Genomic DNA, 19344 nt, shown 5'->3' on the forward strand with positions numbered 1-19344 from the left:
TACGTATAACACAGCATCGTCTGACTCACTCTGGCAGCGGCAGTGGCGAGCGCTCACTCATGAACGCTTCCAGCCGCGCACGCAGCCAGCGTTCCGCCGGGTCGGTGTCGACGTGGCTGAGCCAGACCATCGACAGGTCCAGGGTCGGGGTTTTGAACGGAAACGGTTCCTTGAACAACAAGCCTGAGGCGGCCATCGCTTCAGCGGTGTAATCCGGCAGGCTGGCGATCAGGTCAGTTCCGGCGAGCAACGCCGGCAGCGCGCTGTATTGCGGCACCGACAGCACGACATGCCGCGTGCGGCCAATTTCGGCCAGCCATTCATCGGCAAAGCCACTGACGTTGGCGGTGTGGGACACCAGCACATGCGGGCGCGAACAATATTCGTCGAGGGTCAGCGGTGTGTCCGAGGCATCGGCGCGCAAAATGCTGGGCTGAATATGCCGCAGCAACTTGCGCTTGGCATTGGCTGGCAGGCCGCGGGTCTGGCTGATGCCGACGGTGATGTCGCCGGACGCCAACAGATCGGGAATGCGCCAGTAGTCAACGTGTTGCACCACAAACACCACTTTCGGCGCTTCCTGGCGCAAGGCGCGCAACAGCGGTGGCAACAGGCCGAATTCGACGTCATCCGACAGCCCGATGCGGAAGGTCATGGCGCTGCTGGCCGGATCGAAATCGTGGGTCAGGCTCAAGGCCACCGACAGCGAATCCAGCGCCGGCGACAGGTACTGGATCAACTCCTCGGCGCGCGCGGTCGGCTCCATGCGGTGGCCGACCCGGATGAACAGCGGATCATTGAACATCGCCCGCAGGCGATTGAGCGCCGCACTGATGGTCGGCTGGCCGAGAAACAGCTTCTCCGCCGCCCGCGTCACGTTGCGCTCAAGCATCAACGTTTCGAACACCACCATCAGGTTGATGTCTGCCTTGCGCAGTTCATTGCGATTCATTACTTGCCCCCGGTCCCCGACACGACCAGCAGTGTAGAAAGGCCCGAGGGAGGCGTCTATGTCCAGCGGACATCAATTGACGGTCAAGGACTTTAACCCGAGTGCAAGTATCCGTGCGTCCTGCCCTATCCCGAACTGTTTGGGGGTGACGGCATCGGCAAATTGGAATTGCAGCCTCAGCGCCCCCTGACTCGCTACCCGTTGCTGCATCTCGTGCGTGATGGGCACGTCGATAATATTGCCGTCGGCCTGTTCAAGCCGGGTATTCAGCGCCGGCAGGCCATTGATGCTGATGGCGACACTTTGCCCAGCATGGCCTGGCGGTAGAAACGCCGTGGCCTCCAGACGCAAGGAATGCACCGGCGCCGAAACCCGGAACATGACTTCAGCCTCGGGACCTTCGGACCAGGTGCCCCAGAGCTCCGAATCGGACCAGCCCCTGGCCAGCAGCGCCTGACCCAGGCTGCCATAGGCAAATACGGTTTTTTGTCCGAAATCGAGGGAAGGAATCAGCTCCAGCGGGTTGACTTGCGGTGTTGCCTGCAAGCAAGTGCCACAGCGTTTCCAGCCCGGAGCCAGTACCGTAAAGCCGTCAATGCGGGTAAACAGGTCCGATTGGGTATCGACATTCATGGCGGCCTGGAGCAGCGCTCGTTCATCGAGCAGGTACAACGAATCGGCATCATACTTTCCCGACGCCATTTCCCGAGCCGTCTCCTGCTCGGATTTGATCCAGTTGACCGTGTCCATTCGCCCGAGGTAAACGGCATTCGTCGCCAGGCCATGGGCAGCGGCAAAATCAGCCACCGCCATCCAGTGCGGGGAGAGGTTCTGCGGAACAATCCAGCGGACATTCTTGTAATGGGTTGCGGCACTCGCCCAGAACGGATCCACCATGGGCGAGGCCCACTTCGCGGCCGGCGTAACCATTAACTGCTTACGTACCCCTTCCCAGCCCGCATGGGTGTCCAGAACCTGAATCAGCAACGCCAGCGACATCAGACTCACGGCGGTTCGAGGTGTGTTGGCCCGGATCACCAGGAAAAGGATGGTGAAGATAATCGCGTAGTAGACCGGCCAGAACATCCGTCCGGATGCGCGAAAGACATTAGCGATAGAGATCACTAGCGGGGGCAACGGATACGTGAATTCGAGCGACCCCATCGCCACATGGTTTGAAAGCGAAAACACGGTAAGGCCCGACAGCGCCAGAAACAGCAGCGGTTGCCGCCCCAGTCGTTGGCGGAAACCGGTGTTTCCCTGCAGCAAGCCCACCACGGCACAAATGCCCAGCGTGATCAGCCCAAGACCAAGAAACAGAAATCCTTCGCCGTCACCGAACCCTTGAACACCGGGCAAATCCTTCAGTACGTAAGACCATTGCCCTGGATCGACCAATGACAACAGGTTCATGGCGTACATGCCAAAACCATCCGATACCGCGCCACTGCCCACCGAAAAATAGCCCGCTTGCCAGCAGCAAACACTGACCAGTGAAAACAGACCGATCAGTTCGATGGCAGCAGACTGCAGCGTCAGTTTTTTCCTGAAATAACCGGCCGCGAGGTCGGCGATCCAGATCGCGGCCACCATCGCCAGAAAATACGCATGGATCAACGCGGCGGCCGCCAGCAACGCGCCCCAGGCGAGACGTCGACGGGGCAAATTCGGGTGCAGCCCCAGATACAACGAAGCCAGCACCAAAAAATGACCACCGAGGGACAAATGGAACGGCATGCGCATGATCATCGACGGCGCGAAGAGAAACAGCGCCGTCCCTACGGCACGTATACCCACATGGGAAGAAACCAGCCCCAGCAGTTTCCAGGCAAACCAGGCCTGCAAGACAAAACAGGCGAGGAACCACAGCCCGAAATACTGGAAAGGCATCGGCAACAGTGAAGCGAATGGCTTGAACAGGAAGGCCAGCAGCGGATTGGAGTCAGAGAAAATGATGCCATTGCCCAATTCCAGCCCGTAGGAAGGATTGAGCCCGAGCGGAAACGTCCACGGCGACTGCCGGAAAAATACCCAGCCCAGGTAATGCGTCGCCGGATCACCGTTTCCTAGCCACGCAATGTTTTGCGGGTTCAGCGCCCTCGGCCCGACCACAATGAAAAAAGCCACAACACCGATCAACAACGGCAACAGGTTGATCGGCAGGCGTTTAACAAGATCCTTCATCGATACGTCCAGAAGTTATGCAGCACAAAGGTGAAGGCCGGAATCGTCAGCGCCACCGCGCCAATCCCCAGCAAATAATGCAGCCCGGCCATCTGCGCGGCCCAGGCCACCAGCATCGCCAGCAGAAAACCGGCGCAGGAAACCATCATGAAACGCAGCAGCGTCCGGCCGTGCAATCGCGCGGAAAAACTCCAGGTGGTATTGACCACGTAGGACACCACCGTCGCCACGGCAAACGCCACGCCATTGGCCAGCGGCGGCAACGGCGACACGTAGTTGATGAACAGCACGGCCACCAGCGCATGCAGGGCGGTGACGAACAAACCGGTGATGGCAAATCGCAGGCCGCGTTTGAACAGGGCTGATCTTTCGGCGTGCGTCACGGTTTTTGGGCCAGCACAAATACCGTCAGCCCGGCCAGGCGATTGGCTTTCATGAACGGCAATTCAATGCTGCACAAGGTCTTCAAAACCGTGTTGACCAACGGGTGATGTCGCTTGAGCTGCGACTGCGGCGCGGAGGGTTTTGCGCCTTTTGGCAATAACCGCAAAGCGGCGGCAATCGGAAACACCAGGCCGAAGTAATAAGCCCCCTGGGTCACCGTCAACCCGCTATCCCTGGCCACGGCTTCCAATTGCCCCAGGGTGTAGCGACGTTTGTGCTCGAGAAAGTCATCGTGCCCGCTCCAGAGAAACTGGAACGCCGGCACGGTCATCAGAAACCGGCTGCCGGACGGCACTTTATCGACATACGCCTTGAGCAGCCCGACGTCGTCATCGACATGCTCGAGCACGTCCATCAGCAGCACCAGATCGGCGTCCACCGCGTCGATTGCGCGACGGTAATGCACCGGCTTGCCGGACGTGGTGGCGTCGGAATCGGCGTCGTAGCTGATGTCGACGCACCACGCTTCGCTCGCCGGGGAATGCCTCAACAGATGATGAGAAAAGAACCCTGAGCCGGCCCCCACATCGAGAATGGTCTTGAAGGGCGTGTTACCCAGCAACCGCGTGGTCGCCGCCGCTTTTGAACTGTAATACCAATGCTCATCGATGCTTGAACCGAGGATGTCGGTTTCCTTGAGATCCATGGTTCAGTCCTTGGGGTCATAGACGCGCCGCACCAGATACACCGGCCGCCGTTTCGATTCGATGTAGGTTCGGCCCAGGTATTCACCCAGCACACCGATGCCAATCAGTTGCAGCCCGCCCAGGAACGTGACCGCCACCATCAGCGACGCGTAACCGGGCAGATCGACGCCGGAGATCAAGGTGCGCAACACGATGAAAATGGCGAACGAGAAAGAAATCAGCGAAACAAACAACCCCAGATAGGTCCAGATCTTCAGCGGGTCGGTGCTGAAACTGGTGATGCCTTCCAGTGCGAAATTCCACAGGCGCCAACCGTTGAACTTGCTCTCGCCGGCCACCCGCTCCGGGCGCTCATAGTCAACGTGGGTGGTGCGAAACCCGACCCAGGCAAACAAGCCTTTCATGAAACGTCGCGACTCAGGCAACGATTCCAGGGCGTCGACCACGCAGCGATCCATCAGCCGAAAATCGCCGACATTCTTGGGTAACGGCTGATCGGAGATTTTGTTGTGCAGATGGTAGAACCAGTTGGCCGACGTCTGTTTGGCCCAGGAATCCGTACGGCGGTTGACCCGATGGCCCAGCACCACTTCGTAGCCTTCACGCCAGCGGGCAATCATTTCCAGGATGACTTCGGGCGGGTCCTGCAAATCGACATCGATCGGCACCACGACCTGACCGGTGGCCGTCTGCAAGCCTGCGGTCAACGCCGCTTCCTTGCCGAAGTTACGGCTCAGATCGACCACGCGAATACGCGGATCGGTTCGTTGACGTTCCAGCAGCAGGTCCAGCGTGGTGTCGGTGCTGCCGTCGTTGACGAACACCATTTCCAGGCCAATCAGCACCTGCGCCTGGAAGATGTCCGTGATCCGCGCGATGAACAAATCGATGGTCGCAGCTTCATTGAACACGGGGATAACCAGCGATAGCGCCAGTGGCCCGTCCAATTGCGTTCCGTGCTGATGAGTCAATTGATTGCTCTTTTTTTATAGGGTTTTTTCTACAATCGGGCGGGCGCCGAGCGATACCCGGCGCCGGGAGTCGAGTCGTATTAAGCAGGACCGGGGGAGGTGATGCAAGGGCGAAACCGCGGGGATTTTGGCCATATGCTCGCCGTCGGTTGTGGCGTAGGAATTGGCTTCAAACTATTGGAAACACATGGGCGATGGCCAAAAAACCCAGCTCCGCTAGGCTTCCCAACCATGCGACACGCGGGATGTCGCCATAACCCATCGCAGGGAGCGAGCAGTATGTATTTCGAGATCTACAGGCAGTCCAAAGGCACTCCGAGCACGGGCAAAGGCCAATGGCGCTGGCGCCTGAGGGCGGGAAATCACGAGACCGTCGCCAGTGGCGAGTCGTATGTGAACAAGGTTGATTGCCTGCACGCCATCAACCTGATCAAGGGCGTTGAGAGTGAGACGCCCGTGAAGCAAATCTAAACCGCAGGCCACTGCCGAAACTGTTCAGAGAGCTTGAACAGCTTCGGCATGTCAGGTTCAGCGTGGCAGCGGATACAGCGCCTCATCGAATTGCGCCAGGCGCGGAAACTGCATCGGTTGCTCGTCGGCCAGGTGTTGCAGCCGCTGCTGATAACCCTGCAGGAATTCCTTGCGCGCCTCGTCGTTGATGTACGGCACATGCCAGGCCACGAACGGCTCCAGCACATCGAAACCGACATACGCCAGCGTCCCGCGCAGGATCGGGCGCAGCATGTCTTCCAGCGGACCGTGAATCGCACCGTCACCGAACATGTGCTCGCGCCCGCCCAAGGTCACGGACACCAGGGCTTTCTTGCCGCTCAAGCCGCCCTGATCGTAAAAGCGCTTGCCGCCGTAGCAGACACCCGACACCAGCACCCGATCAATCCAGCCCTTGAGGATGGCCGGGGTCGAGAACCAGAAAATCGGGAAATTGAGGATCAGCAGGTCCGCCCACAGCAGTTTGTCGAGCTCCTGCCGGATGTCCGGCGCCAGCGACTGGCTTTTCACGCCCAAGCGTTGCTCCAGGGCATAGACCAGGTATTCCGGGTTCTCCCGCGACGAAAAGTCATCGGCGCTGGCCACCGGGTTCCAGTTCATCGCGTACAAGTCGCTGACCTGCACTTCATGACCCTGGGCTTCGAGACTCGCGACCGCTTGGTCGCGCAGGGCCGCGGTAAAGGATTTAGGTTCCGGGTGCGCGTGGACAATCAGTACTTTCATGACAATTCCTTAGACGTTTACAGGTGTTGAGTTTGAAGACAATGACGCGCGCTTGGCCAGCAAGCGGTCGAGCCAGTCCGGGTCCATTTGCGGTTCGGAGGAAAACAGCAGCCCGGTGTAAGCCTGATGCGGCGGGGTGAAAATAGCGTTGCGCGAACCGTGGTCGACCACCCTGCCCCGCTGCATGACCAGCACCTCATCGGCGATTGCCCGAACGGTGGCGACATCGTGGGTGATGAACAGGTAAGCGACGCCCAGTTGCCGCTGAATCCGGTCGAGCAGTTTCAGCACGCCTTCGGCCACCAGTTGATCCAGCGCCGAAGTCACTTCATCGCAAATGATCAACTGCGGATCAGCGGCCAATGCACGGGCGATGCAGACGCGTTGCTTCTGCCCACCGGACAGCTCGCCGGGCCGGCGCTCCATGAAGATCGCGGGGTCCAGCTCGATCATTTCCAGCAGTTCAGCCACCCGGGCACGCATCGCCTTGCCTTTGAGGCCCAGGTAAAAGGTCAACGGCCGACCGATGATGTCGACAATGCGCTGACGCGGGTTCAGCGCCGTGTCGGGGATCTGGTAGATCATCTGGATGCGACGCAACTGTTCCTTGCTGCGCTGACGAAAGTCCGCCGGCAGCGCTTCGCCGTCATACAGCACTTGCCCCGACGTCGGCTTCAGCAAACCGGTGATCAGCCGCGCGGTCGAGCTTTTACCACTGCCGGACTCGCCGATCACCGCCAGGGTCTGGCCGCGATACAGGCTCAACGAGACATCGTGCAGCACGGGTTGATGGCCGTAACTGGCGCAACTTTGGCGCAATTGCAGCAGCGGCTGTTCCTGCGGCGGGCACGGTTTTGGCTCCGTGCGAAAGCTGCGCACCGCCCACAATGACTTGGTGTAGTCCTCTTGCGGATCGCCGAGCATTTTGCGGGTTTCGGCCTCCTCCACCAATTTGCCGTAGCGCAGCACCATGATCCGGTCGGCCATTTGCGCAACCACCGCCAGGTCGTGGCTGATGTAGATCGCCGCGCAGCCATACGTCGCCACTGCCTCGCGAATGGCCGCCAACACTTCAATTTGGGTGGTGACGTCGAGGGCGGTGGTCGGTTCGTCGAAGATGATCAGGTCCGGGCGGCAGGCCATGGCCATGGCCGTCATCACCCGCTGCAACTGCCCGCCGGACACTTGATGCGGATAACGCTGACCGATTTGTTCGGGGTTTGGCAAACGCAGCACGCGATACAGTTCCACCGCTTGCGCCATCGCCTCGACGCGGCTCATGCCACCGTTTTTAACCGCGGTTTCCACGTGCTGATCAATCAACCGATGGGCCGGATTGAAAGACGCGGCAGCGCTTTGTGCGACGTAGGCAATCCGCAGGCCACGCAGTTTGCGCAACGCGTCCGGCTTACAGCGCAACAGATCAATGCCATCGAACTGCACCGAGCCGCCAGTGATGCGGCAACCGTCGCGCGTATAACCCATGGCGGCGAGACCGAGGGTCGACTTGCCGGCTCCCGATTCACCAATCAGGCCCAGCACTTCACCGCGTTGCAGCGTCAGGTCGATGCCCTTGATCAGCGGGTGCCACGCGTCTTCGTAATGGCCTTCGATGTGCAGATCACGGATTTGCAGCAGCGGTTTTTCGTCAGTATTGGCGGTCATGTTCAGCACTCCTTGAGGCCGCTGGATTTGTGCAACATCCAGTCGACGACGAAGTTGACGCTGACGGTGATCACCGCGACGGCCAGCGCCGGCAGCAAGGGACTGATGTCACCGAACGTGATCAAAACCGCATTGTCTCGGACCATGCTGCCCCAATCGGCGGTGGGCGGCTGAATGCCCAGGCCGAGAAACGACAGCGCGCTAATGAACAAAAACACAAAGCAAAAACGCAGGCCGAACTCGGCTATCAGCGGCGCGGCGGCATTGGGCAGCACTTCACGCGTCACCAGCCACCACAGGCCTTCGCCGCGCAGACGAGCGGCTTCGACGAAGTCCTGCACCACCACGTTCATGGCCACCGCCCGCGACAGGCGAAACACGCGGGTCGCGTCCAGCAGCGCGATCACCAGCACCAGCGAAGTCGCGGTGGTGCCGACCACGCTGAGTATCAGCAAGGCGAAAATCAGCTGCGGGATCGCCATCAGAATATCGACGATCCGCGACAGTCCCTGATCGACCCAGCCACCCTTGATGGCCGCGATCAACCCGCTCAAGCCGCCGAGCAGGAACGCCAGCACCGTGGTCAGAAACGCAATGCCCAGGGTATTGCGCGCGCCGTAGACCAAGCGACTGAACATGTCGCGGCCCAGGTTATCGGTGCCCAACAGGAACTGCCCGCTCCACGGCGCGAAACCTTCGCCCACCACTTGTGTTTCGCCATACGGCGCCAGCACCGGGGCGAACAGCGCCACGAGGGTGTACAGGATGATCACCAGAAATCCGACCTGGGCACTCAGCGGCGCCCGTATCAATTGTTTGATCAAGCTCATGCGCTACCCCTTCGGATGCATCAGGCGTGGATTGCTGGCGATGGACAGCACATCCGCCGTGGTGTTGAGCAGGATGTAGGTCGCCGCGAATATCAGGCTGCAGGCTTGAACCACCGGTATATCGCGCTTGGCCACCGAGTCCACCAGCAACTGGCCGAGGCCCGGGTACACGAATACCACTTCGACCACCACCACACCGACCACCAGATAGGCGAGGTTCAGCGCCACCACGTTGACGATCGGCGCCAAGGCGTTGGGCAACGCATGACGCCAGATAATGCGCGACTGGCTGATGCCTTTGAGCCGGGCCATTTCGATGTAGGGGCTGGCCAGCAGGTTGATCAACGCTGCGCGGGTCATGCGCATCATCTGCGCGATGACCACCAGGCTCAGGGTCGCGACCGGCAACACCGAGCGCTCCAGCACGGTTGCGAATGAGGCGTCCGGCGCCAGATTGGACATGCTCGGGAACCAGTTGAGCTTCACCGAGAACACCAGAATCAGCAGATAGGCGACAAAGAATTCCGGAAACGACACGGCGCTCAGGGCGCTGGTATTAAGCAAACGGTCGAACCAGCTGTTGCGATACAGGGCCGCGAGCATCCCCAACACCAGGGCGAGCGGAACAGACACCAATGCCGCCAGCGCCGCGAGGCTGAGGGTGTTGCCCAGGCGGGAGGCGACCAGTTCGGCGATGGGACGCTGGTTGGCCAGCGAGACGCCGAGGTCGCCTTGCAACAGGTTCCAGATCCAGTGCCCGAAGCGGGTCAGCGGCGGCAGGTCCAGACCCAGTTGGGTCCGGAACGCCGCGACGGTTTGTGGGGTGGCGGATTGACCGAGCATGGCCTGGGCGATATCACCCGGGAGCATGCCGACGGCGAGGAAGATGATGACTGAAACCGCGAAGAGCGATAACAGGCCCAGCGCCAGGCGTTGCAAAAGCAACTTGAAAATACTATTCATCATGCGGTTCCTTGAATCGGCCACGCTTGCAAAGACTGCGAATTTCTACTGTGGGAGCGGGCTTGCTCGCGAAAGCGGTGTCACATTCAACACATTCGTTGACTGGCATACCGCTTTCGCGAGCAAGCCCGCTCCCACAGGAGATATTCACTGTTCTGGATGTCCCTTACGCCTGCCACCACCGCTCGATGATGCGCAGGCCATCCAGTTCGCCATAAGGCGCCGTGCGTTCACCGTGGGCGACCCGATTCGAGCGCGCCGCCACCGAACTGGCAAACAACGGCACAATTGCGCCGCCATCGTCGCGGCACAGCGACTGCATTTCGTTGTACATCTCGCGCCGCAACGGGTCGTTCAGCTCGCCACGGGCGGCATTCAGCAGTTGGTTGAATCGCGGATTGTCCCAATGGGTTTCGTTCCACGCCGCGCCCTTGGCGTAACCGATGCTGAACATCCGGTCGGCGGTCATGCTGCTGTACCAGAAGGAAGTGGTCAGCGGTTGTTTCATCCAGACATTGGTGAAGTAACCGTCCACCGGTTCACGGACCACGTCGATATCGATCCCCGCCTGACGCGCCTGCTCCTTGAACAGCACCGACGCGTCCACCGCCCCGGTATACGCCGCGTCTGACGCGTGCAGCTTGACCTTGAGCGAATCGACGCCGGCCTCACGCAGGTAGAAACGCGCTTTGTCCGGGTCGTAAGTGCGCTGCTCCAGGGCGGTGTTGATAAAGCGGCTGCCCGGCTGAATCGGGTGGTCGTTGCCCACCAGGCCATAGCCGTACAGGACGGAGGCCAGCAGCGTTTCGCGATTGATCGCGTGCTTCATCGCCATGCGAATGTTGTTGTTCTGGAACTGCTGGCTGTCGCACAACATCGGGAAGGTGTAGTGCTGGGCGCCTTTGGTTTCTTCGATCACCAGGTTCGGATTGCGCTTGAGCAAGGACACGGTTTTCAAGTCGACCTTGTTGATCACATCGACTTGCCCGGTCACCAGCGCATTGATCCGCGCCGCGCCGTCGGAAATCGCGATCAGCTCGGCACTGGCGAAATGTGCCCGGCCCGGTTTCCAGTAATCGGGGCTGCGTTCCAGGCCCATGCGCACGCCCGGGTCGAAGTCCTTCAGGCGATAGCCGCCGGTGCCGATACCGGCCTGCCAGTCCGCCACGCCGTCCTTGGCCGGCATGATCACCAAATGGTAGTCGGCGACCACATAAGAGAAGTCGGCGTTGCCCGAGTGCAGTTCGAACACCACGCTGTCGCTGCCTTGCGCGCTGACCTTGGCGACGTCGCCCAACACGGTCTTGGCGGCGGAGGTGGATTTGTCGCCGAGGTGATGCTGGATCGACGCCACCACATCGTCGACGGTCAAGGTTTTGCCGTTGTGGAAAGTCACGCCCGGACGCAGTTTGAAGGTCCAGACGCGCGCGTCCGGCGTCGACGTCCAGCTCTCGGCCAGTTCCGGGATCGCGGTGCCGTCGACGGAGATTTCGGTGAGGGTGTTATAGATCGCGGAGAAGCCGATGAAGGTGAAGGTTTCCACCCAGGAACCGGGATCTTTCGAGTCGGTGGTGCTGGCGCCGGCGAGGCCGAGGCGCAGCACGCCGCCCGGTTTTGGTGTCGCTTCCTGAGCGGAGGCACCGAATGGCAAGCCCAGCGAAAAAGCCCCGGCGACGGCAGCAGCCGTGGCGCTGTACCGCAGGAAGTCTCTGCGAGGAAAACTGAGTTCATGGTTCGCTTGAGTAATGTTGTTTTTGTTATCGCTCATTGCATTGCCCCTGATCAAAAGCAGAGTAAGTAATGAATTACCGGTTTGAAACCACGCAAGGCACCGGGCCATGGCCCGGTGCGACAAACAGTTGAAGCGCTCGCGGTCACACCTGAATCGCCTTCACTTCAACGAACTCGTTGAGCCCTTCTTCCCCCCACTCCCGGCCATTACCCGACTGTTTATAGCCACCGAACGGCGCCTGGTAATTGAACGCCGCGCCGTTGAGGAAACACTGCCCCGCGCGCAACTGGCGACCCAGTTCCAGGGCGCGTTCGGTGCTGCCGGCCCACACGCCGCTGGACAAGCCGAACGGTGAGTCGTTGGCGATCTGGATCGCCTGCGCTTCATCGGTGTAAGGAATCAGGCACAGCACCGGGCCGAAGATTTCTTCCTGGGCGATGCGCATGCTGTTGTCGACGTCGGCGAACAAGGTCGGGCTGACGTAGAAACCCCGCTCGAATTCCTCAGACGTGTCGCCGCCATACACCAAACGCGCGCCTTCTTGCTGGCCGACCTTGATGTAGTCGAGCACGGTGCGTCGTTGCGCCGCCGAACACATCGGCCCGAGGAAGCTTTGCGGGTCCAGCGGATCGCCCATGCGCAGGCTTGCCGTTTCGGCAATCGCCAGTTCCACCGCCTCGGCGTAACGGCTGGCGGGCAGCAACATGCGGGTCAGCGCGGTGCAGGTCTGGCCGGAGTTGATCATCACGTCCTGCACGCCGTAGCGCACGGCGGCTTCCAGGTCGGCGTCCTCGGCAATCAGCAGCGCCGACTTGCCGCCCAGTTCCAGGCACACACGCTTCACCGACGGTGCCGCCGCTTGCGCCACGCGCACCCCGGCGCCGGTCGAGCCAGTGAACGAAACCATGTCCACGTCCGGGTGTTTGGCCAGCGCTTCGCCGACCTTGGAACCCGGCCCGCTGACCAGGTTGAACACGCCGGCCGGCAAGCCGATAGCCTCGATCATCTGCGCCAGCAAAAAGGCGTGCAGCGGGGTGTCCTGACTCGGTTTGACCACCACCGTGCAACCAGCGGCCAGCGCCGGGGCAAGCTTGCCGATCAGTTGATGCAGCGGGTAATTCCACGGGTTGATGAACGCGCACACGCCCACCGCTTCGCGAATCACCAGCGAATTGCCGACCTCGCGCACTTCGTCCATCAGGCCCGCGAGTTCGACGTATTGCTCCAGGCCGACCAGCGGCCCGTCGACTTGCACCGAGCGACACCATTGCACCGGCATCCCCAGTTCGGCGGTGATCACATCCGCCATTTCGTCAGCGCGCGTACGCAATTGGTCGGCGAGCGCTTGAATGTACCCGGCGCGTACGCTGGACGGTGTGCGCGACCATGAAGCGAAGGCCCGGCGCGCAGCGGCCACCGCGTTATCGACATCGCGCTCGTCGCCCAGTGGCACGGAGCCGGCAATTTCTTCAGTGGCCGGGTTAATGACCTCGGCAATGCCTGGTCCCGACGGTGTTTGCCAGCGGCCATCAATGAACAGCGTTTTGTAGTTATGCATAGACCTGGGACTCCAACAATTCAGTGGCGCAACGGGTGATGCGCTGGCAGGCGTCGCGCAACGGCGCCGCCCCCAACACCAAGCCCAAACGGATATGCCCGGCGGCGCTCGGGCCGAACGCCTCGCCGGCCAGCACCGACACACCGTGGTGGTCGAGCAAGCGGTCGGCGAAGGCCTGGGCGCTGAGCCCGGTGTCGCGGATATCGACCATCACGAACATCCCGCCATCGGGTTTCAAGGCGCGCACGCCAGGGCAATCGGCCAGGCATTCGCAGACCAGATCGCGGCGCTGGCGATACGCTTCGCGCATTGCTTCCAGCTCCGGCAAGTGGCTTTGCAGCGCGACAACCGCCGCGTCCTGCACAAAGTCCGGTAAGCCGTAGAGCATGCACAACGCGAGGTTTTCCAAGTGCGTGGCCAAGGCCGGCGGCGCAATCGACCAGCCGATTCGCCAGCCGGTCATGGCGTGGGATTTCGACAGGCTGTTGAGCGTTGCGGTGCGCTCGGCCATGCCCGGTAGACTCGCCGGGCTGACGTGCTCGCCGTCGAACAGCAGCTCGCTGTAGACCTCATCGGAAATCAGCCACAGGTCGTTGGCGATGCACAGCTCGGACAACGCCAACCAGGTTTCACGGGGCAAACTGGCGCCCGACGGGTTGTGCGGGCTGTTCAGTGCCAGTGCACGGGTGCGCGGGGTAATGCGCGCGGCGACGTCTTCAGGCCGCACCCGAAAACCGTTTTCGGGGCGTACCGGTACCGGAATCACCACCGCGCCGCACGCGCCGAACACCGCTTCATAGGTCACGTACATCGGCTCGGCGACGATCACTTCATCGCCGGGGTTGAGCACGCATTGCGCGACGCAGAACAACGCACACTGCGCGCCCGCCAGCACGGTGACTTGATCCGCCGAGACTTGCTGGCCGCTGCGTTGCCCATAATGCCGGGCGATACTTTCGCGCAATGCGCGCTTGCCGCGCACATCGGCGTAGTGGGTGTTGCCGCTCAACAAACTGTCGATGGCGGCCTGCACAATCGGCGCCGGCGTGTCGAAATCCGGGTCGCCGACCGACAGCAGCAGAATGTCTTCACCCTGCTCCTGCAATGCCAGCGCGCGGTAATGAATGTCCCACGCGGCAGCGCCGTCACCGGCAATACGTTGCGTCAGATCGGAAAAGCGCATGGCGATACCCCTGGCAGAAATAGAGAATCATTGCGCGCACGCATGCTTGAGTTCGATCAGGGTCACGCCGTTGCGCTTGAAGCCATGGCGCAAATCGGTTTGCAACTCGGCGAGGCTTTGCGGCTGGGTCACGGTGCAGCCGAACGCGCGGCCAAGGGCGGCGAAATCCGGGTTGCGCGGCAGTACGCCAATCGGTTCGATGTCGAGGCCGAGCATGTCGTCGCGAATCTGCCCCAGCGCGTCGTTGTTCCACAGCAACACCACCAGCGGGCTGTCCAGTTCCTCGACCGCCGTCGCCAGTTCCTGCGCGGTGTAGAGGAAACCACCGTCGCCGACCAATACCAGCCCCGGCCGTTTCGGCGCGCCGAACTTGGCGCCGATGCCCGCCGGCAAGCCGTAACCCAACGTGCCGTAGCCAGTCGGGTGCAACCAGCTGCGCGGGGCCAGGCTGTTGAAGACGTAGTTGCCGGTGTAAGCCAGTTGGGTCATGTCGGTGCTAATGAATGCATCGGCCGGCAGTTCGGCGGCGATGCGTTCGAGAATCGACTGGTGGATGGCCTGCAACGGGCCGTGACTGGCTTTCACCGCGTCGCGCAGTTTCGCCACCGCAGTGATCGCGGCGCCGGCATCCCGCGCGGTGATTGGCAGACGTTCCAGCAACCCGGCCAGTGTTTGCTGCGCGTCGCCGTGCAAGGCCACCGCGCACGGGTAGAAGTCATTGAACTTGCGCGGGTCAATGTCGACGCGCAGCAATTCGGCGTTCAAGGGCAGGCGTTCGCGCCAGAAGTCGGTATCGGCCATTTCGGTGCCGACCGCCAGCACCACGTCGGCCTCGCCGATCAACTGCCAACCGGGTTCAACGCATAAGGTCGAACCGGCGTTCAGCGGCGCATCCGGTGCCAACAAACCTTTGCCGGCGACACTGGTGAACAGCGGCGCGGCCAGGCGTGTACTGAGTTCTTGCAAGGCTTGCTGCGCATTCAACGCACCGCCGCCGGCGATGATCATCGGCCGCTTGGCGTTTTGCAATTTGGCGACGGCTGCGTCCAGCGCGGTGCTGGACGCGGCGCCACGACCCGGGCGCCGCACCACGTCGTTGCTCCAGTCGCGAGCCACTTTGGCGGACAACACGTCCAGCGGCACCGAAATGTGCACCGGGCGCGGCCGCTCGCTGTCGAAAACGGCGTAGGCGCGGGCGATCAGCTCAGGCAAGTCTTCGGCGCTCAGGGCGACCGCCGAAAACGCGGTGATCGGCGCGGTCATGGCGCGCTGGTCCTGGGTTTCGTGCAGGCAACCCCAGCCTTTGCCGAGGCTGGCGGTGTGGTTGACGCTGGAAATCACCAGCATCGGAATCGAGTCGGCGTAGGCCTGGCCAATGCCGGTCGCGGCGTTGGTCACGCCCGGACCGGTGATGATGAAGCACACGCCCGGTTTGCCGCTGACTCGCGCATAACCGTCGGCCATGAAACTGGCGCCTTGCTCGTGGCGGGTGAGGACGTGGCGAATGCCGCTACCGGGCAGGCCGCGATACAACTCCAGCGTGTGCACGCCGGGAATACCGAACACGGTATCGACGCCGTAGTTGGCGAGAAGACGCACCAGGGCCTGGCCGCCGGTCAACGTTGTGCTTTGCATAGTCATTTCCTCACTCATGGCCAAGGCGAATCAACGCATCGACCGCGGTCGTGCCATCGGCACCGACCAACAATGGGTTCACATCGAGTTCCAGCAGTTGTTCGGCGTTCTCGCAGGCGTATTCGGCCACCGCGCGAATCGCGACAACCAGTGCGTCCAGGTCCGCCGCGTCACGACCGCGAAAACCTTGCAGCAACGCCGCACTGCGCAGGCTCAGCAACGCCTTGCGGATGGCACCGTCAGTGGTCGGCAGCAGCAGGCTGCGACTGTCCTTGAGCAGTTCCACCAGAATCCCGCCGGCACCGATGACCAAGGCCAGGCCAAAGTCGTTTTCACGCTTGATGCCGACGATCAGCTCAGCCAGCGGCGGCTTGGCCATCGGCTCCAGTAGCACCTGATCGAACGGCACCTGCGGCGCGTAATCGGCAATGCTCGCGCGCATTTTTTCCAGCGCGGCGGTCAGCGATGCGGCGTCCTTGAGGTTCAGCGCGACGGCGCCGGCCTCGGTTTTGTGTGGCAGTTGCGCACTGACCGCTTTCAGCACCAGCGGGTAGCCCAAGGCGTTGGCATCCGCCAGCGCACGGTCCGGCGTACTCAATACGCCGTTGGGCGTCGGCAGGCCAAAAGCGCGCAAGGCTTTTTTCGAATCCCACTCGTTGAGCAAACGACCTTCGCCTGCCAACGCTTGCGGGCAGTGCGGCACCAGCGCCGATTCACCGAGCGCCAGCAACGCTTGACGATTGCGTTGGTAACCGGCAATCCGACCCCACGCGGCCAAGCCGTCCTCCACCCCTTGCAACGCAGCCACGCCTTGCGCATGCAGACGTTCGCGCGCATGCGGCGGCAACAATTCAGGGAAGGCTGACGTGACGAAACCGGTCTTGCCGTGGCGCACCAGCGCGGCACAAAACAGCTCCAGCAGCAGGTCGCATTCCTTGCGCTCGCCGGTGAACTCAGCCGGGTAATCGAGCACCAGCATCGCCGCATCGGCTTCGGTGCGCAGGGCGCTGTCGAGCATGCGGTTCAAGGCTTCGCCGTCACCCCAGATGGCCGTGGTGAAATCCAGCGGATTGACCAGGTTGGCGTAGCTCGGCAGCACTTGCGCCAGCTCTTCACGCTGACTGTCGTCGAGTTTCGGCAAGCTCAAGTCGTTGCGTTCGGCGTAGTCGGCGATCAACCCGGCGTCGCCGCCCGAGCAGGCCAACGCGATCAGGCTGTTGCCCGCTGGCAGCGTGCCGCAGGCCGCCGCTTTCAAGGTTTCGACAAAACTCACCGGGCCACTGACGCGGATCACGCCGAGGCGGTCGAACAAACTGTCGTACAGCGCATCGGAGCCCGACAGCGAACTGGTGTGACTGAGCGCCAGCTCGGCACCGATCTGCGACACGCCGGTTTTCAGGGCGATGATCGGGATGCCCTTTTCTAGCGCCTTGTGGGCGGCGCGGGCGAAACCCGGCACGTTTTTCAGGCCTTCGAGGTGCAAACCGATGGCGGTGACGCGGGGCTCGTCGAGCAACACGTCCATCAATTCGGCAACGCCCAGTTGCGCCTGATTGCCGACCGAGGCCATGTAGGCAATCGGCAGCGAGCGGTCGCTCATCGACACGTTGTAGGCGAAGTTGCCGCTCTGGGTCAGCACCGCGACGCCCTTCTCCACCGGTTTGCCGCCATGGGCGACGGGCCAGAGCGCGGAGCTGTGCAGGTAGTCGAGCAAGCCGTAGCAGTTAGGACCGAGCAACGCCATTTGGCCGGCGGCGATGAGCAACTGTTGTTGCAAGGCCTGGCCTTCTTCGCCGGTTTCGGCGAAGCCGGAGGCGTAGCAAATCGCCCCGCCCGCGCCTTTGGCGGCCAGTTCGGTCACGCAGGTCAGGGTCAGTTCGCGGTTGGTCGCGATGAACACCGCGTCCGGACCACACGGCAGCTCGGCGATGCTGCGCACGCACGGCACGCCTTCGAGGCTGTCGTGCTGCGGATTGACCAGCCACATTTCGCCCTGGTAGCCGCCTTCGGCACAACGCTTGAGCGCGCGAGCCATGCTGCGGCCACCGACAAACGCCAGATGGCGCGGTGCGAGCAGGCGTTTGAGGTTGTCACGAATCGTTTGCGACATAGCTATTCTCCGGGTCGATCAGCGCAACAGCGGCCGCAGCAATTCGCGGGAAATGATGTGACGCTGGATCTCCGAGGTGCCTTCCCAGACACGTTCGATCCGCGCGTTACGCCAGATGCGTTCCACCGGGCATTCGTCCATCAGGCCCATGCCGCCGAAAATCTGCACCGCCTCATCGGCGACCTTGCCGAGCACTTCACTGGCAAACAACTTGGCCATGCCGGCCTCGCCATCGGTCATGCTGCCCTGGTCCATTTTCCAGGCCGTGTGCAGGGTCAGCAGTTCGGCGGCGCGGATCTGCGTGACCATGTCCGCGAGCTTGAACGAGATGCCCTGATAGGTGCCGATCGGCTGGCCGAATTGCTTGCGATCCGCCGCCCATTGCAGCGAAACGTCGAGCGCGCGTTGCGCCTGACCGACGCAGTTGGCGGCAACCATCACCCGCCCGGCGGTGAGCCAGGCGTTGGCCACTTCCCAACCCTTGCCGACTTCACCCAGCACTTTACTGGCCGGCACGCGGCAGTCGTCGAAGAACATTTCGAAGGTGTGGTAACCCCGGTTGCTCACGCACTTCGGACCACGGCGGATGGTCATGCCCGGGGTGTCGCGATCAACCAGGAATGAGGTCACGGCATTGCGCTTGCGGCCGTTGTGTTCGTAGGTGTCGGTAACCGCGAAAACGATGGCGAAGTCGGCGTGCCCGGCGTGGCTGATGAAGTGCTTGCTGCCGTTGAGCACAAAGTCATCGCCATCACGCACGGCGCGGGTCTTGATCGCGTTGGCGTCGGAACCGGCGCCCGGCTCGGTCAGCGCGAAGCAATCGATTTTCTTGCCCTGAATGCACGGCAACAGGTAGTCGTTGATTTGATCGCCGGTGCAAGCCATGAGGATTTTCGACGGCCGTGCGACAAACACGTGCAGCGCCCAGGAGACCTTGGACAGCTCGCGCTCGATCAGCGCCTGAGACAGGTAATCCAGACCGCCACCGCCCACTTCTTCCGGCATGTTGAAGGCATAGAAACCGGCCGCGATGGCCTTGCTGCGAATCTGTGCGGCCAACTCCGGGGAGACTTCGTCGGCGCGGTCGACCTCTTCCTCATGGGGCAGCAGCTCCTTGGCGACGAAACTGCGTACCGCGTCCACCAACATTTCTTGTTCTTGGGTCAGTTGGAAATTCATGGGGCTACCTGTTGTTCGTGTGCTGATAGGTGGTGAAGCTTGTGCTGGCGAGCCAGCG

At 61.8% G+C, this 19344-nt stretch carries 16 protein-coding genes; 1 reads left to right on the top strand and 15 read right to left on the bottom strand.

The annotated features are described in order from the left end of the window. Positions 1-25: 25 nt before the first annotated feature. From ACQKP4_RS18540 to ACQKP4_RS18560, 5 genes are all read right to left on the bottom strand, one after another. Positions 26-952 carry a LysR substrate-binding domain-containing protein gene (locus ACQKP4_RS18540; protein ID WP_427635100.1) on the bottom strand — a complete coding sequence of 309 codons (927 nt, stop codon included), beginning with the start codon at positions 950-952 and terminating at the stop codon, positions 26-28. 72 nt (positions 953-1024) lie between these two features. Beyond that, positions 1025-3136: a DUF6311 domain-containing protein gene (locus tag ACQKP4_RS18545; RefSeq protein WP_427635101.1), complete on the bottom strand. Its 2112-nt coding sequence runs from the start codon at positions 3134-3136 to the stop codon at positions 1025-1027. After that, on the bottom strand, positions 3133-3519 hold the full coding sequence (locus ACQKP4_RS18550) for a GtrA family protein (RefSeq protein WP_427635102.1): 387 nt from the start codon (positions 3517-3519) through the stop codon (positions 3133-3135). The genes ACQKP4_RS18545 and ACQKP4_RS18550 overlap by 4 nt, the downstream gene beginning before the upstream one ends. After that, on the bottom strand, positions 3516-4226 hold the full coding sequence (locus ACQKP4_RS18555; protein WP_427635103.1) for a class I SAM-dependent methyltransferase: 711 nt from the start codon (positions 4224-4226) through the stop codon (positions 3516-3518). The genes ACQKP4_RS18550 and ACQKP4_RS18555 overlap by 4 nt, the downstream gene beginning before the upstream one ends. A gap of 3 nt (positions 4227-4229) precedes the next feature. Then, entirely contained in the window at positions 4230-5198 is a 969-nt protein-coding gene (locus ACQKP4_RS18560) for a glycosyltransferase family 2 protein (protein ID WP_427635104.1), read from the bottom strand. A gap of 279 nt (positions 5199-5477) precedes the next feature. Between ACQKP4_RS18560 and ACQKP4_RS18565 the strand changes: the two genes are divergently transcribed. Then, a complete protein-coding gene (locus ACQKP4_RS18565; protein ID WP_427635105.1) occupies positions 5478-5669 on the top strand; it encodes a YegP family protein in 192 nt (63 codons plus the stop codon). 57 nt (positions 5670-5726) lie between these two features. On the opposite strand, the gene ACQKP4_RS18570 is transcribed toward ACQKP4_RS18565, so the two are convergent. From ACQKP4_RS18570 to ACQKP4_RS18615, 10 genes are all read right to left on the bottom strand, one after another. Continuing rightward, entirely contained in the window at positions 5727-6431 is a 705-nt protein-coding gene (locus ACQKP4_RS18570) for an NAD(P)H-dependent oxidoreductase (RefSeq protein ID WP_427635106.1), read from the bottom strand. Positions 6432-6440: 9 nt separating this feature from the next. Next, positions 6441-8096 carry an ABC transporter ATP-binding protein gene (locus ACQKP4_RS18575; RefSeq protein ID WP_427635107.1) on the bottom strand — a complete coding sequence of 552 codons (1656 nt, stop codon included), beginning with the start codon at positions 8094-8096 and terminating at the stop codon, positions 6441-6443. Positions 8097-8098: 2 nt separating this feature from the next. After that, on the bottom strand, positions 8099-8926 hold the full coding sequence (locus ACQKP4_RS18580) for an ABC transporter permease (protein WP_427635108.1): 828 nt from the start codon (positions 8924-8926) through the stop codon (positions 8099-8101). Positions 8927-8929: 3 nt separating this feature from the next. After that, complete coding sequence (locus tag ACQKP4_RS18585; protein ID WP_427635109.1) at positions 8930-9889, bottom strand: ABC transporter permease; 960 nt, start codon at positions 9887-9889, stop codon at positions 8930-8932. Between the two features lie 166 nt (positions 9890-10055). After that, positions 10056-11657, bottom strand: a complete 1602-nt coding sequence (locus ACQKP4_RS18590; RefSeq protein WP_427635110.1) for an ABC transporter substrate-binding protein — start codon at positions 11655-11657, stop codon at positions 10056-10058. A gap of 106 nt (positions 11658-11763) precedes the next feature. Continuing rightward, on the bottom strand, positions 11764-13179 hold the full coding sequence (locus tag ACQKP4_RS18595) for an aldehyde dehydrogenase family protein (RefSeq protein WP_427635111.1): 1416 nt from the start codon (positions 13177-13179) through the stop codon (positions 11764-11766). Beyond that, the gene (locus ACQKP4_RS18600; protein WP_427635112.1) at positions 13172-14362 is read right to left on the bottom strand and encodes a pyridoxal phosphate-dependent aminotransferase; all 1191 of its coding nucleotides are present in this window, start codon (positions 14360-14362) and stop codon (positions 13172-13174) included. The genes ACQKP4_RS18595 and ACQKP4_RS18600 overlap by 8 nt, the downstream gene beginning before the upstream one ends. A gap of 27 nt (positions 14363-14389) precedes the next feature. After that, positions 14390-15997, bottom strand: a complete 1608-nt coding sequence (locus ACQKP4_RS18605) for a 5-guanidino-2-oxopentanoate decarboxylase (protein ID WP_427635116.1) — start codon at positions 15995-15997, stop codon at positions 14390-14392. Between the two features lie 10 nt (positions 15998-16007). Beyond that, the gene (locus ACQKP4_RS18610; protein ID WP_427635113.1) at positions 16008-18107 is read right to left on the bottom strand and encodes an acetate--CoA ligase family protein; all 2100 of its coding nucleotides are present in this window, start codon (positions 18105-18107) and stop codon (positions 16008-16010) included. Between the two features lie 18 nt (positions 18108-18125). Next, a complete protein-coding gene (locus ACQKP4_RS18615; protein ID WP_427635114.1) occupies positions 18126-19286 on the bottom strand; it encodes an acyl-CoA dehydrogenase family protein in 1161 nt (386 codons plus the stop codon). Positions 19287-19344: the final 58 nt, after the last annotated feature.

Origin of the sequence: Pseudomonas sp. NPDC086278 (genome assembly GCF_050280905.1) — a bacterium.
Classification (GTDB): domain Bacteria; phylum Pseudomonadota; class Gammaproteobacteria; order Pseudomonadales; family Pseudomonadaceae; genus Aquipseudomonas.